Genomic DNA, 14,230 nt, shown 5'->3' on the forward strand with positions numbered 1-14,230 from the left:
TTAAGCAGCATGTGACCTATATAGTTTGCTTATTCAGGGGCTTATCAAACCAACCATCACGTTTTCGGCAATTATCCCCGTTTAGACGCCGCCAGCGCATACAAAAACTCAAGCCCTAATGTCGCAGCAGCGAGCGACGTAATGTCGCCGTGATCGTAGGCAGGATTGACTTCCACCACGTCCATGCCAACTAACTCCATTCCCACCATACCGCGAATCACTTTCAGCATTAGATCAGTCGACATACCCCCACAGACGGGCGTGCCGGTACCGGGGGCGTATGCCGGGTCCAGGCCATCAATGTCCAGGCTGACGTAAGCAGGATGATGACCCACTTTAGCGCGAATTCGCTCCAGTACAGCGGCTGCACCGTGGTCGTTGACCCAGTCCGCATCCAGTACCTCGTAAGGATGGTTGTGACGGTCGTAGCTGGTGCGAATGCCAATTTGCAGCGAGTGCTCAGGCACCACTAAGCCTTCTTTTAAAGCGTGGTGAAAAATGGTGCCGTGGTCAAAGCGTGTGCCCTGCTCGTAGGTATCGGTGTGGGCGTCGAAATGGATCAGCGCCAGCGGGCCGTGCTCTCGGGCGTGGGCGCGCAGCAGCGGCAGGCTAATGTAGTGGTCGCCGCCCAGGGTAAGCATTTTTTTACCCGCTTTTAACCAGCGGTTGGCGTGGGTTTCCAGGTTATCGACCAGGCTTTCGGGCTCGCCATAAGCGTAATCAACGTTGCCTGCATCGCACACCTTGAGGCGATCTTCTAGGGCGAAATCCCAAGGCCAGCGCTTGCCTTCCCAGATCAGGTTAGCGGTACTTTGACGAATAGCATTCGGCCCCATGCGGGTGCCTGAACGGCCCGAACATGCAAGGTCAAAGGGAACGCCACTCACCACAACGTCAGCGTCGGTTGTCTTAGGATCCGTTGCTTTTGCTACGCCCATAAAGGTAGAAATCACATCGCCATAAAGGCTGGGCATGGTTTGTGTTTGTGGGTGGGTCACCGGTGTGCTTCTCCTTGCGTGCTGGATTATCGTTGATAGTTGCGGGTGGGCGAATAAGCAGCAGACAATAAGCAATTTCTGGTGATAAATTAAATGAATGTTTAGAATTTAATCATTCGTGATGTGAATAATGAGAGGCTATGCGCTTACTTCGCCATTTCGACCTAAACTTGCTGCTGGTGTTTGAGGTGCTGATGCACGAGCGTCACGTCACTCGCGCGGCAGAAACGCTGCATTTAAGCCAACCCGCCTTGAGCCATGCCTTAAAACGGCTGCGTGAGTCGCTGGATGATCCGCTGCTGGTGCGTACCGAAAACGGTATGCAGCCGACACCCCGGGCACTTGAGCTGCTGCCCGTGGTGCAACAGGCGCTGGCGATGCTGCGGCAAGGGCTTGCGCCCCCCGCAATGTTTACGCCTGCCAACAGCACGCGACGCTTTACGCTCGCCACCACGGATTACTTTGAAGAGGTCATGTACCCGCTCTTTTTAAGTCAGCTGTTGGCCTATGCGCCGGGCATTAGCTTTTCCATTGAGCTGATTACCCCGGACGTGCTGAGTGAGGGGCTGGAACAGCGCCAAATTGATATGGTGGTAGGGCTGGATAGCCAAAGCGCGTTGCCCAGTGGCGTGATTCAGACTCCCTGGATGGATGAGGAACTGGTCTGCTTGGCCGCTACCCATAATGGCCGCGTGGGCGAAGGGCTGAATATTGGTCAGTTTGCGGGTGCGCTCCATGTGGAGCTGGCGGATATTAGCGGGTTGCGCCCTAGTAATATCGATAGCTGCCTGGTTCAACACGGCTTAACCCGCCGGGTAATCTCTAAAAATCTCAACTACATCGCCGCAGCGCGGGTAGTGGCGCTGACGGAAGCGATCATGACGCTGCCACGTCAGATGGCTGAGCGCTTTGTCATGATGCTGCCGGTGCGTATGGTGGAGCCGCCCAAAGAGCTCCCAACGCTGCAAATGACGCTGATTCAGCATGGGCTGTTTGCCAATGAACCTGCGCTCACCTGGCTAACTCAATCACTGGTTGAGTTCGCCGGCACCTTCCGACAGCAAGCCTCTTCAGGGGCACTGCGACCCGCTTGATGGTTGGAAGTTGCTTCAATAAAGGCGGGTGACTTAGTAGAGTGTCAGCAAAGAGGCAGTAAGCGGGATTTAGCTAAACCACAGGCAACCATAATAATGACAGCAACGTATAAACTCCTGATTGCCGACGATCACCCTCTGGTACGTGACGCTATGGCGCGCGTGATCCGTGAAGCTTACGCAGGTGCTGAGGTTATCGAGGTGGAAGATTTTGCAGCGGCTTTCGCTCATGCCCAGCAGGATCCTGATCTTGACTTGATAGTGCTGGATTTAAATATGCCTGGCATGAACGGGTTAACGGGGCTTTTGCAGCTGCGTAATGAGCATCCTACGATTCCGGTGGTGATTGTTTCTGCGGAAGAGAATAAGCAGATTATTCTTCAGGCGGTCTCTTGTGGTGCAGCGGGGTTTATCCCCAAATCATTGTCCCGTGATCAGATGCGCCACGCCATTGCCCAGGTACTGGAAGGCAATATCTTTCTACCCGCCGATGCGATGCGCGCGCCGGACAGTATTCGTAAGCGTCGCCACCAGGAGCAGGGTTTTAAGGCGGAACAGCTGCGCCAACTGACCCGCAAACAGCTACAGGTGTTGGAACACATGACCCGCGGTGAGTCTAACAAGATGATTGCCTATCACCTCAATATCGCGGAAACCACAGTGAAAGCCCATGTGTCGGCGATCTTGCGCAAGCTGGGGGTGACCAGCCGCGTACAAGCTATTCTATCGGCCAACGATATCGATTTTTCTCAGTTCCTCAAACGCTGACTCGCCTCAATCGTTAATGCGATAGTGGCCAGCACTATCCAACCAGTGGGTTTGCCAGTGACCGTGGGTGTTTATCAGAGCGGGCAAATCGGTCAGCGCCTGTGAATGGATGCTGTGCTGCCCAAGCCGATGCAGTGGCTGATCAGTGCCTGACAAGAGGCTTTGCCACTGGATGATCAGCGCGGCCAGGGGCGTTTCAGGCGGTGTGAGCGAGCGTTTAAGGGCGTTTGGCGTCTTTAGGGCATCTTCCGCCGCTTGCCACAGGGCATTGGTGATGGCTAGTAGCTTTTCGCCTACTGGTTCAGTGTCTTCGCTGGTTTGCACCACATAGCCAAGTGAGCAGGGCGCACCGTCGCTTCTGCGTACCGCCGCGACATACCCCAAGTGATGGTCATATCGCGCCTGCTGAAAAAAGGCCGCGCTGTGGTGCTGCTCAACCAGCGCTAATAGCCAGCGCTGGGTGGGCGTGCCCGGTAAGCTCAGTGTGCGCATGATGGCTGTGCTGGCCGGCGCATTGGTAGCAGGCGTCTGCACAGAGCGTGTTGCCATGCGGCTGGCCAACCCTGCCAGCGCGTGGCAAACGACCTCTGCCTCTGCTTCATGGGAAACCCATACCGCCGGTGTGGTAGGCAGCGGTGTCAGGCGCTGGATCAACCGCTGAGCCAGGAGTCCTTGGGGAACAATGGCCGTATTGACATGCGCTTCTTGCAGTAAGGTTTGCATGGCAACGGCCGCTCCCTCCCCCACGGTTATCACCCAACTGCCCTGCGCAAGTTGCATGTGCTGACATATCACGCCGCGGCGGGCGCACCGTTTGGCAGCCAGGGGGGCGGGAAGGAACATTGCGTTGGGAATAAAACAGGCTGCCCAGGTGGTGTCGGCAAGGGAGGCGAAATCATCGCTGACACCATACTGGCCGCACCAACGCTGCACATGAGGGCTGGCCGCCAATTGTGCTGCATCGTCAGCATGCTGGAACGTTGTAGGCGCGTTATAAACAAGCCAGCGGGGAACTGGCCTGGGATCTCTGGTGGGAAAATATGGCCGAGCCGCTGTATTGGCAGCAAGCCGCCGTGCCAATGTTTGCTGGCGCGCATAGACAAACCACGCCGACGCTAGTTGCACGGTACCGGCAGGGGGCTGCCAAACGGTGCGGTGATCGATAGGGGCCGTCGCGAGCGGGGCTGCTAGACGTTCGCTGAGGGAAGCCGCCAGCACGTCCAGCCGCTCCTGCGATGCGGTACCGGTTAGTGCCAAGCTGAAAGCGTCTGAAGCCCCGGTTGGGGCGGCAGTCGCGTGGTAGTCGATAATCGAGTCAGCTAACTGATCCACCAGGTGGCCTTGGTTTAACGAATCGGCAGTGTCGCTAAGGGCGTTAAACTGATGACGCGAAACGGACGAGGGTAGCGGCCACAATAGCTCAACGGCGTTGGCCGTCCCGACCACCTTAGCGCGGGGCAGACTGCCCCAGCGGGGTGTAATAGCAAGCGCCGGAGCGTTGGGCGGTAGCGGGTTAAACAGCGTTGCCATACGTTGAATAAGGCGGGTCACCGCTTCTGTGGTCCTGGGGCTGATAATTGCAATGCTAACGCGGCCGCCGTGGTAGTGGTCGTGGTGAAACGCGGTCAGCGCCTCATGAAGTAACCCAGTGTGATGGCCCAGCGTTTGTGCGTTGCCGTGGCGGCAGCCTGCACCGATATGCTGCGGGTCACTGAGTGTGGCGATGGCTGATAGCCGTTGCATCGCCGAGCTGTGCTGGCGGGCCTGCCATTCGGCGTCAATAGCGGCGACTTCAGTGTGAATGGTCGGCGACGAAATAGTGGGCGTGGCGAGCTGGCTGGTAACAGTGAGAGCCGCCGTTTCCAGGCTGTCTGCCGGTATCGAGAAATGCACATCGGTGACGTAGTCATCGGTGTGGGCGTTCAGCCCGCCCTGGTGCTGGGCAAGCCACGTGAGCAGGCTGGTGCTAGAGGAGGTTGTCAGTGGTGCGGTGGTGAGCACGTGCTCCAGTAAGTGAGCTAGGCCTGGCAGGGTGGAGGGCTCATCCAAATAGCCCGCTGCAATAGTGATGCTAACGTGAGCATGGGTTAAATGGGGTGCGTGGGCCAGCATGCCCTGCACGCCGTTAGGCAGGGAGATACAGGACTGTGGGAAGCGTGGGTTAGCCATTGAGCAGGCTACGTAGTAGTGCGCGCAGTTTGCCGGGGCGTACCGGCTTGTTTAACTGCGGCACGCTGGCATTACGTAACCGCCTTTGCCAGTGGTCAGAGCGGTCGGCACTGATAATGGCGGCAGGTAACTGCGGGTCATGCCAGTGGTGTCGAAGTTGTCGAATGGCCTCCAGCCCAGTCACGCTATCGTCTAAGTGCAAGTCGACTAGCAGCATATCCGGCGCCTCCGAGCAGGCTTTGGCGGCCGTCACATCCAGCGCGGTATCGCAACTGACCTGCCATTCACTGAGCAACAGCGCCATGCCTTCAAGAATGGCTGGTTCGTTATCCAGGATCAGTACGCGCACCCCTTCGAACTCGGCGTCAGCGGAAAACGGCGCGCTGGGGGTGGGAGCTTGGCTAAAGGAAATACCGCTGGCACGGGGCACCCTAACCGCAAAACAGGAGCCTTGGCCGGGGGCAGAACGCACAGAAAGCGGGTGCTCAAGGCGCTGGCTAATCCGTTCCACAATCGCAAGCCCTAGGCCAACGCCCTGGCGATCGCGCGCGCGGGTGGCGTTGAGTTGATGAAACTCGCGGAAAATAAGCTGGTAGTCGCTTTCGGGAATACCAATACCGCTATCGACGACGTTTATGGTCAGGCTAGTGTCACTGTGGCGTCGCACGCCTAGGCAAATGCCGCCATGCTGGGTATAGCGGCAAGCGTTAGCCAGAAAGTTGCGCACAATACGACTGAGTAGATGAGGGTCGCTGGTCACCGCTTGATGGCAGGGCACATAGCGCAGCGTTAACCCTTTTCGTTGCGCCACGGGGGCAAACTCGTCAGCGAGATTGCTAAGAATATCGTCGAGATTAAAGTGGCGTAGTTGCGGCTGTACTTGGCCGTGATCCAGTTTTGAAATATCCAAGAGGTCGGAAAGAATCGCTTCGGCGCTTTCCAGCGAGTTTTGCACCCTCTCAACCAGGACTAGATTATCGCTGTCGTTCAACCGCTCCTGTAGTGAGGCCACCAATAAGCGTGCAGCGTTCATGGGTTGCAGCAGATCATGGCTAGCGGCGGCTAGGTAGCGGTCTTTACTGTGGTTGGCAAACTCGGCAGCATCGCGCGCGTTTCTAAGCGCCTCGTTGAGACGTTCCAGTGCCTGGGTGCGGTCAGCTACCCGGGCTTCCAAGTGGGCGTTGAGTGTTTCTAAGTGTTGGCGGGCGCGCTCACGCTCAGTAATATCTGCCACAAAGCCTTCGATCAGGTCTTCGTCTCCGGCAAGCTCGGCGGGCTTTTTGATCAGCGTAATGGCGACGGGAACTTGGTGACCAGAAGCTCCTTGCAACAAGGTGGTTTGGCCTGTTACGTGCCCTTGAATGAGCAGCAGGTCGCGCAGCTGTTGCCCAGTGGCAGCGTTAACAAAGAGCGCGTCAAAGCGGGCACAGCGCTCCAGGGTATGCGCTACGCTGCTATCGTCGAGCATGGCGGCAAGTGCCGGGTTGGCGGCGCGCAGTTTGCCGGAGAGCGATGCCTGAAAAATACCGTGTAGCGCGTTTTCAAACAGCCATTTATAGCGATTGCGCTCAACTTCAAGCTCTTCTAAGCGCACTGACAGCTCGCGATAATAGCTTTTGCGCGCCGACTGTTGGCCAAGCCCGAGCAGATCGCTGACCGAAAAGCCCGAAGGATCGTTGGCTTTTTTCATAGCGCCTCTTCGTACACCACCGCTACATCCCTTGAGTTGGAACGGCGCGGGTTGGTCAAAATGCAAGGGTCGCCCAGCGCGTGGTTGGTGAGAAACGGCACGTCGCTGCGTGAGACGCCCATCTTGCCAAGCGTGCCTCCCAGGCCAACCGCATGTTTTAAATCGACTAAGTACCGGAACAGCGCTTTTTTGATCTGCTGCTGTGACAGCCCCCGGCAGTCGATACCGACGGCTTCGGCGACCCGCTTAAAACGATCGGGGGCGGCATCATAATTATAGGCCACCACATGCTCTAATAGCATAGCGTTGCACAAACCGTGGGGGAGATCCAAGAAGCCGCCCAAACTATGCGACATAGCGTGTACTGCACCCAAGATAGCGTTTGAGAACGCCAAGCCCGCTTGCATGCTGCCTAGCATTACCTGAGCGCGCAGCTCGCCATCGGTAGGATTCGCCACCAGCGCCTCAAGGTGGCTGCTGATCAAACGCATGGCTTCCAAGGCGTGGGTATCGGTGAGCGGGCCGCTGCCGGTTGAAACGAACGCTTCAATGGCATGCACTAACGCGTCGACCCCGGTACAAGCGGTTAGGTAGGGCGACATGGTCATGGTGACTTCAGGATCGATCAGCGACACATCCGGCACGACGGCCTTGCTGATAATCGAGAATTTCATGCGCCGCTGCTGGTCAGAAATAATCGCAAACTGGGAAATATCCGCCGAGGTGCCCGCCGTTGAAGGAATAAAAATCAGCGGAGGAATCGGCACGCGAATTGTATCAACGCCTTCAAAATCGAGAATATGCCCGCCGTGGGCCGTGACGATACCAATCCCCTTGGCGCAGTCCATCGGGCTGCCACCGCCTATCGCCACAATCGCCTTGCAGCCGGTTTCACGATAGATCGCGGCACCGGCCATAATCTCATCTACCCGGGGGTTGGGGGAGACGGCGGTAAAACGCTCAACGGCAATGTTGGCTTCCAGCAGTTTGGCTTCAATATCGGTCACCCAGCCCGCCAGTAGTACACCCGGATCAGAGACCAAAAGTACCTTTTCTGCCCCAAAAGTAGAGACGTAATTGCCTGCCGCGTGGCGCGCACCGTCGCCAAAAATAATTTCAGGCGCGACAAACTTACGAAGTTGCGTGAGCGGCGAAGTCATGGGGCGGTCTCGTTTATAATTGTTAACCATTATCTTAAGCACCTTAGGAGATTGTTGCGTTACGACCTTGGTGCCGTCGTTAGGTGGCAAGTCATCTTATCGATAAAAGGCCAGCTCGCGAGCCAGCATGGTTTGGCGCGCTTGAGGGTCACGAATGCCGTGGCATTCGTGACTGAATAGCAGTGTTTGCGCCTCACCACCCTGCTGTTCGATATGCCGCGCCATGGCATGAGTTTGCTCTGGCACCACCACGGCGTCTTTGCCACCCTGGATAAATAGTGCCCGTAAAGGGCGCTGGCAACGGGTGACGTGGTAAGTAGGGCTGCGCTGGGCGAGCTGGGTCTCGTCTCCGATTAGCCAGGCCAAGTAGCCGGATTCAAAGCGATGTGTTTTTGCGGATAGCGATAACGCATCGGTTACCCCGTACAGGCTAGTGGCCGCAGCAAACAGGGGCGTGGTGGCCAGGGCATTGAGGGCGGTAAACCCGCCAGCGCTTTGGCCACGGATAAAGCAGCGCGCTGTATCTATTGCAAAGCGTTCGCAGGCGGCATTAACCAGGGCGATCACATCGTCAGTATCGCTAATGCCCCACTGGCCCGCTAAACACTCACGGTAGCGGCGGCCAAAGTTGCCGCTGCCCCGTGGGTTGATATCTAGTACATGAAAGCCCTGCTGCTGCCAGTAGGCTACCAGCGGGTCGTAAATAGGGTAAGTGGCGGCGGTAGGTCCGCCGTGAACGCGTACAATCAGCGGCGCGAAGCGGCTTTCAAGCGCCGAGTAGAAAAAGCCGTGCACCGTTTCGCCTGCGTTGCCAACGCGTGTTTCCAACCATTGTGCCGTGGCGGGAGGTTCAGTCACTAGATTTTTCGTTACGTTACTCACGACCTTACCCACTAGGCATTTGCGTGAGCCATTTTCGTTGAAGCGTATCAGCCGGGCGCCGCAGCAGGCGTTTTGCACTATGGCGTAATCACCGTGTTCTGCCAGCGTAATGCTTACCACGCGGCCGGGGGCTGATAGCAGTGCTTCGACCTGCTCGCCGGTACGGCGGTAAAGCTGAGCCGCCCCCTGGTGCAGTTGGCAGTAAACCTGCCGATTGTCTCTCCAGGCGTGCTGGCGTTCACCTAGCTGCCACGGTGTGGTGATGTGATCAACTGGGGTGCTGCACAGGCAAAGGGGAGTGGCCAAGCTAACCTGCCAGGGTTGCCACCAGCCAGCGGGGTCGCTCATGCAGATCAGCGCGTTATGAGGGCCAAACTGCGGCTGGCTAATCGCTGCGCCGAAGTCCCAGCGCTCAAAGGCGGTAAGCCTACCGTTAGCCGTCACCTGTGCGAGGTGCAACAGGCTACGCTGCCAAGGCATATCAGGCAGTGACCAGCTCACCCACGCTAAATAGTTACCGTCGTCGCTTAATATCGGCGCGCCGTAGAAATCGCGGCCTTCTGCCAATACGTACCGATGGCTGGCAGTAATGGCGATAAGACGCTGACCATGGGTATCTTCCTCAACCGCGAATACACGCTGGCGCTTAGAATCTGCGCACAGCCCACCGTAGGCTGTTTGTGGCCGCTTCTGCCAGCAGTGGCTGGCGCCGTGGTGGTCGCGGTGCATAATCGCCTGGTCGTGCTGGCGCACCCACACGATGCCCTCCAGCAGTGGCGTATAGCTGCCGCCGCCGTACTGGTTCACGCGGCTGCCCACAGCGTCCTCTATCAAACATTGCGGCGCCTCGTTGCTGTCAGCCGCCCATCGCCAAAGCTGCATGTCGACCGTTTGCGGGCAGCGAGCCAGCCAGTAAACGGCCTGGGAGTCGCTATGCAGTTCGCCCAATGTGTCAGTGGGTTCGGCGGCATCTGCCAGGGTAAGCCACATAGGTGTGTGCTCCTTATTGTGGGGTGTCCCACAGCAGCCGTGCTTCATAGCGAGGATAAAGCTGCATCACGCTACGGGTAAACTCGTATTCAGTGAGCGCTATGGTGTTAAAGGCGTCAGGAATCTCGACGGCCAAGATATGGTTGGCCCCCAGCCCTTCGCTAGCCGCGTTACCGAGGCGCTGGTCTAGCCATGCGAGGTAGTGAGCGGTTTGCTCTAACACCGTGTTGGACGGCGCGCTGGGGCCATGGCCGGGCACGGCGATGCGGGCGTTGAGACCACGTAGATCGTTAAGTTCTTCCTGCCACTGTTGCAAGCCAGGGCTGTGAGCAGTAGCGGCAGCACGTTGGTAGAAGCCCATATCGCCCAAAAACAGAACCTCGGTGGCGTGATCCATAATGACTAGGTCGCCACCACTGTGGCCGCGCATGGCGTATAGCGTGAGTGGGTAGCTTCCCAGCGTTACCTCGCCTGCCTCAATCGTGTCGGGCAGGGCAATATGCGAGCGCGCCAAGCTGCGCCCGGTCAGCCGCTCTACGTTATCGATCAGTGCTTCTCGGTCGCGGGCCATCAGCGCACGAGTGCTGGCTAAGGTGAGGTGCTCTGCCTCGTCGAAGGCGGCATTACCGAAAAAGTGATCGGGGTGGTGGTGGGTATTCAAAACCCAGCGTACGGGGTGGGAGGTGTGCTGCGCAATCAGTGTTTTGAGTGTTTCGCCAAAGCGTGGGCTGCTGCCGCTGTCAATGAGAATGGTACCGTTGGGTGTGGCAATAAATGCTTGGTTGCCGATATGGCCGCAGTTGCTGGTGGAAAGCTCTTCTCTTAAGCCTTCCACCATCCAGGTGTTCTCTGCAATCGGCTGGGCCGTTAGCGGACGTTCGCAGAACATGACCGGCTCGCTGGCTGCTAGCGGTGTGCTCAGCAGCGCCGCTATGCTCGCAAATAAGCGCGTTTTCATGGTTGCAGCCCAATAGAAAAGCGGTTGCCGTTGTTGTCCCGGGCGCCAATCACATAGCCCTCCGCAGAGGGACGCATATGAAGCCCCAGGGTGGGGTTGGCGCTCACCGAGGCTTCGATATCCAGCGCGGCCACTTTCTGACCCTGCTGATCCAGCAGCTCAAACGACTGTACGTAAAAGGCGGGCAGGCTGGGAATTAAACCGCTGTCCATGGGGTGAGAGAGACGCACCCGTAGGCGCTGTTCGCTTTCAGTGGCAAACAGCCGTCCCTGCAGCTCGCCGAAGGTGTTTTCCCAGTCGTTGTCAGCGCCGGCAATACCCGGCGTGGTACAGCCGCCGCCTTCTGCTTCAATGTAGGTGCCGCCCACGTGCCAAGTATCCCCCTGTTTCACTGCTACGCGCACCGCAGAGGCTTGTTCCAAGCGAATATTTAACGAAAGCTTGGCGAGACCATGGCTCATCGGTGAGTAGTGAAACAGGCGGGGAATAGGATTGAGATCCACCCAGGCGATGATGTCGGTTATCGGCTCGCCGTTGGCTGCTAATCCGCGGGCGTCTAACTCAATGGGTACTTGGCCTGAGTCTTCGGCGAAACTTGGCGCGCTAACAATGACCCGCTCATCAAACACCACCGGGGCGTCGCCCAAAAAGCGCTCGCGGTACACAGGCCACATAAAGGAATCAAGCGGATCCTGTTCAGCGGTGTTCACGGTGGCCAAGGCGGGGGAGGGCAACATAACTGTTAGCCAGATAAACGCTGCGAGGAATGCAGGAAGAGCCGCGGCGAGCCGTGGTAACGTGATGATGGGCGTTGGGGTTGCCATAGTACCTCCCAGCTTAGCGATTACTGTCCGGTCGTTTCTATGCTGACCGTTTCTAACCAGGTGCGGATGGCCCACAGTGCTTCTTGGCTGACGTAGTCGGACATACGCGGCATTAGCACACGGCCATTGCGCTCGGCACCGTTCGTGACCAGCTCTTTGAACCACTCATCGCCCCACGGGCCATTCTCCAGCTCGCGTAGGTCGGGGGCGATGCCGCCGGATTTTGCTTCCAGGCCGTGGCAAGCGGCGCAGTTGCTGTTATAAGCGCGGGCACCAATGTCCACGGCTAGATCATGTTGGGGGTGATCACGGTAAGGATTCTCTTCCCGCCATTCGTCACCTAAGCGCTCAAGATCTTTAGTATCAACGGCTTGCGGGGTTACGCTGCCATGGGACCATGCCAGTGGTGCAGCCAGCAAAGCCACAAGGGCGATAGCCCCCGCTTGGCCTATGGGTGTTTTGGTAGCGGCCGTTTTTGAGATTGCCGTTGTGATTGTTTTTGAGATTGTTTTTGTAAGCGTTGTCATGGAATAGCTCCTCAGGGGCTCAATGTATCGTTACTTGAGTGAGCATAGGCAGGTAATCTTGCCGAACCTATAGCACCTTAGGCATCGCTAGCCTCCTCCTTTGGAAGTAGTGCTAATTTAGGATGAGAACGCGACTGGAGAGGTAGGTTGGTTTTTGATCTGGGCTTCTAAGCTGAGCTTAGTCTTGCTGGCACCACGCAAGCAGCAGCTTGGCCGCTTTGCAGCCATTGCATTGTGATCATTACTCGGATGGAAAAACCATGACATACGCTATCAATAACAACACGTCAGCCCGCAAAATTTCGTGGCCCTTTCGCCTGCGTACTCTCACCGCCGCCGTTGCTTACGCCTCTGCCCTAGGTATTGGGGGCGTTGCATTGACAGCCCACGCCAGCGAGGTGACCTGGGACGATATTCTCAATGACCATAACAACACTGAAACGGTGCTGATGTACGGCATGGGCGTGAAAGCCCAACGCTACAGCCCGCTGGATCAAATTAACGCAGACAATGTAGAGATGCTAACCCCTGCATGGTCTCACTCCTTTGGCGATGAAATGCAGCGTGGCCAGGAGTCGCAGGCGCTGATCCATGAAGGCGTTATCTATGTTACCGGCTCCTACTCACGTATTTTTGCCATTGATGCACGTACCGGAAAGAGGTTGTGGTCTTATAACCATCGACTGCCCAGCGATATTCGCCCTTGCTGTGACGTAGTGAACCGCGGCGCGGCCATTTACGGCGACAAGGTATTCTTCGGCACGCTGGATGCGGGGATTGTGGCGCTAAATAAAGATACTGGTGAAGTGGTGTGGCGCGAACGCTTTGGTGACCACCGCGCGGGTTACACCATGACGGGCGCACCAACGATTGTAGAAGATAGCGAAACGGGTCGCGTATTGCTGATTCATGGCTCTTCAGGGGATGAGTTCGGCATTGTGGGTAAGCTCTATGCCCGTGACCCTGATACCGGTGAAGAGATTTGGATGCGCCCCTTTGTTGAAGGTCATATGGGGCGTTTGAACGGTGAGGAGAGCACCCCAACGGGTGATGCCAGCGCACCCTCCTGGCCCGATGACCCAGACAGCGACACCGGCAAAGTACCAGCCTGGAGCCAAGGCGGCGGTGCGCCATGGCAGAGCGCCAGCTTCGACCCTGACACCAATACCATTATCATTGGTGCGGGTAACCCGGCCCCCTGGAACGGCTGGGCACGCACCTCGGAAGACGGCGACCCGGCTGACTACGATAGCCTCTATACCTCTGGTCAACTGGGTATCGACCCCTCGACCGGCGAAGTGAAGTGGTTCTATCAGCACACGCCCAACGACACCTGGGACTTTTCAGGCAATAACGAAATCGTATTGTTCGAATACGAAGATGAGAATGGCCAAACGGTGAATGCGGGCGCCCACGCTGACCGTAATGGCTTCTTCTATGTCACTGACCGCACTAACGGCGAGCTCATCAACGCTTTTCCCTTTGTCGATAACATCTCTTGGGCGACCCATATCGATCTGGAAACCGGCCGCCCGGTTGAGGCTGAAGGCCAGCGTCCACCGCGTTTGGAAGAAGGCCAAACCCGCTCGGAGCCTGTTGAAGTATCGCCTCCGTTCCTGGGCGGTAAAAATTGGAACCCCATGGCGTATAGCGAAGATACCGGGCTGTTCTACGTGCCGGGTAATCACTGGAAAGAGGATTACTGGACTGAGGAAGTCGAGTATGTAGAAGGCGCCGCTTACTTGGGTATGGGCTTCCGTATTAAGCGTATGTACGACGACCATGTGGGTATTCTGCGCGCTGTAGACCCGGTTACCGGCGAGTATGCTTGGGAGCATAAAGAACCTATGCCGCTATGGGCAGGCGTGCTAGCCACCCACGGTGATTTGGTGTTTACCGGTACGGGCGATGGCTACTTCAAAGCATTCCATGCTGAAACTGGGGAAGAGCTTTGGAAGTTCCAGGTAGGCACCGGCATCATTTCACCACCGGTTACCTGGGAAATGGACGGTGAGCAGTACATCGGTGTCACTGCAGGTTATGGTGGTGCAGTTCCGCTGTGGGGCGGTGATATGGCGGAACTGACGCGACCGATTGCCCAGGGCGGCTCGTTCTGGGTCTTCAAATTGCCGTCCTTCGTTAAAGATCTGGCTAACCGTTAATTTATTAA

Annotated in this window: 11 protein-coding genes; 3 read left to right on the forward strand and 8 right to left on the reverse strand. The window is 57.2% G+C overall.

The window, feature by feature from the left end:
- Positions 1–71: 71 nt before the first annotated feature.
- Positions 72–974, reverse strand: a complete 903-nt coding sequence (gene speB / locus KO116_RS02650) for an agmatinase (protein ID WP_035560578.1) — start codon at positions 972–974, stop codon at positions 72–74.
- Positions 975–1,138: 164 nt separating this feature from the next.
- On the opposite strand from speB, the gene KO116_RS02655 reads away from it, so the two are divergent.
- Together KO116_RS02655 and KO116_RS02660 are read left to right on the forward strand one after the other, a co-directional pair.
- A complete protein-coding gene (locus KO116_RS02655) occupies positions 1,139–2,092 on the forward strand; it encodes a LysR family transcriptional regulator (RefSeq protein WP_035560581.1) in 954 nt (317 codons plus the stop codon).
- 96 nt (positions 2,093–2,188) lie between these two features.
- Positions 2,189–2,860, forward strand: a complete 672-nt coding sequence (locus tag KO116_RS02660) for a response regulator (protein WP_035560584.1) — start codon at positions 2,189–2,191, stop codon at positions 2,858–2,860.
- 6 nt (positions 2,861–2,866) lie between these two features.
- Here the strand turns inward: KO116_RS02660 and KO116_RS02665 are convergent, their stop codons facing one another.
- The 7 genes from KO116_RS02665 to pedF all read right to left on the reverse strand — a co-directional run bounded on the left by KO116_RS02665 (position 2,867) and on the right by pedF (position 12,060).
- Complete coding sequence (locus KO116_RS02665; protein WP_045812054.1) at positions 2,867–5,029, reverse strand: insulinase family protein; 2,163 nt, start codon at positions 5,027–5,029, stop codon at positions 2,867–2,869.
- A complete protein-coding gene (locus KO116_RS02670; RefSeq protein ID WP_035560587.1) occupies positions 5,022–6,719 on the reverse strand; it encodes a PAS domain-containing hybrid sensor histidine kinase/response regulator in 1,698 nt (565 codons plus the stop codon). Before KO116_RS02670 ends, KO116_RS02665 begins: the two co-directional genes overlap by 8 nt.
- Positions 6,716–7,879 carry an alcohol dehydrogenase-like regulatory protein ErcA gene (ercA, locus tag KO116_RS02675; RefSeq protein ID WP_035560912.1) on the reverse strand — a complete coding sequence of 388 codons (1,164 nt, stop codon included), beginning with the start codon at positions 7,877–7,879 and terminating at the stop codon, positions 6,716–6,718. Before ercA ends, KO116_RS02670 begins: the two co-directional genes overlap by 4 nt.
- A 96-nt stretch (positions 7,880–7,975) precedes the next feature.
- Positions 7,976–9,751, reverse strand: coding sequence for an alpha/beta hydrolase family protein (locus KO116_RS02680; RefSeq protein ID WP_035560591.1), 1,776 nt, complete (start codon positions 9,749–9,751; stop codon positions 7,976–7,978).
- 13 nt (positions 9,752–9,764) lie between these two features.
- The gene (locus KO116_RS02685; protein WP_035560594.1) at positions 9,765–10,709 is read right to left on the reverse strand and encodes a quinoprotein relay system zinc metallohydrolase 1; all 945 of its coding nucleotides are present in this window, start codon (positions 10,707–10,709) and stop codon (positions 9,765–9,767) included.
- A complete protein-coding gene (locus tag KO116_RS02690) occupies positions 10,706–11,533 on the reverse strand; it encodes a quinoprotein dehydrogenase-associated SoxYZ-like carrier (protein ID WP_052703709.1) in 828 nt (275 codons plus the stop codon). Before KO116_RS02690 ends, KO116_RS02685 begins: the two co-directional genes overlap by 4 nt.
- Before the next feature lie 20 nt (positions 11,534–11,553).
- The gene (gene pedF, locus KO116_RS02695; RefSeq protein WP_235272487.1) at positions 11,554–12,060 is read right to left on the reverse strand and encodes a cytochrome c-550 PedF; all 507 of its coding nucleotides are present in this window, start codon (positions 12,058–12,060) and stop codon (positions 11,554–11,556) included.
- A gap of 260 nt (positions 12,061–12,320) precedes the next feature.
- Here pedF and KO116_RS02700 point away from each other — a divergent pair, with 260 nt between their 5' ends.
- The gene (locus KO116_RS02700; RefSeq protein WP_035560597.1) at positions 12,321–14,222 is read left to right on the forward strand and encodes a methanol/ethanol family PQQ-dependent dehydrogenase; all 1,902 of its coding nucleotides are present in this window, start codon (positions 12,321–12,323) and stop codon (positions 14,220–14,222) included.
- Positions 14,223–14,230 lie beyond the last annotated feature (8 nt).

This window comes from Halomonas sp. KO116 (assembly GCF_000734975.2).
Classification (GTDB): domain Bacteria; phylum Pseudomonadota; class Gammaproteobacteria; order Pseudomonadales; family Halomonadaceae; genus Vreelandella; species Vreelandella glaciei.

Excerpts from the sequence above, each read along its gene's own strand:
- speB (WP_035560578.1), bottom strand. The coding sequence starts at position 974 with ATGCCCAGCCTTTATGGCGATGTGATTTCTACCTTTATGGGCGTAGCA.
- KO116_RS02655 (WP_035560581.1), top strand. The coding sequence starts at position 1,139 with ATGCGCTTACTTCGCCATTTCGACCTAAACTTGCTGCTGGTGTTTGAG.
- KO116_RS02660 (WP_035560584.1), top strand. The coding sequence starts at position 2,189 with ATGACAGCAACGTATAAACTCCTGATTGCCGACGATCACCCTCTGGTA.
- KO116_RS02665 (WP_045812054.1), bottom strand. The coding sequence starts at position 5,029 with ATGGCTAACCCACGCTTCCCACAGTCCTGTATCTCCCTGCCTAACGGC.
- KO116_RS02670 (WP_035560587.1), bottom strand. The coding sequence starts at position 6,719 with ATGAAAAAAGCCAACGATCCTTCGGGCTTTTCGGTCAGCGATCTGCTC.
- ercA (WP_035560912.1), bottom strand. The coding sequence starts at position 7,879 with ATGACTTCGCCGCTCACGCAACTTCGTAAGTTTGTCGCGCCTGAAATT.
- KO116_RS02680 (WP_035560591.1), bottom strand. The coding sequence starts at position 9,751 with ATGTGGCTTACCCTGGCAGATGCCGCCGAACCCACTGACACATTGGGC.
- KO116_RS02685 (WP_035560594.1), bottom strand. The coding sequence starts at position 10,709 with ATGAAAACGCGCTTATTTGCGAGCATAGCGGCGCTGCTGAGCACACCG.
- KO116_RS02690 (WP_052703709.1), bottom strand. The coding sequence starts at position 11,533 with ATGGCAACCCCAACGCCCATCATCACGTTACCACGGCTCGCCGCGGCT.
- pedF (WP_235272487.1), bottom strand. The coding sequence starts at position 12,060 with ATGACAACGCTTACAAAAACAATCTCAAAAACAATCACAACGGCAATC.
- KO116_RS02700 (WP_035560597.1), top strand. The coding sequence starts at position 12,321 with ATGACATACGCTATCAATAACAACACGTCAGCCCGCAAAATTTCGTGG.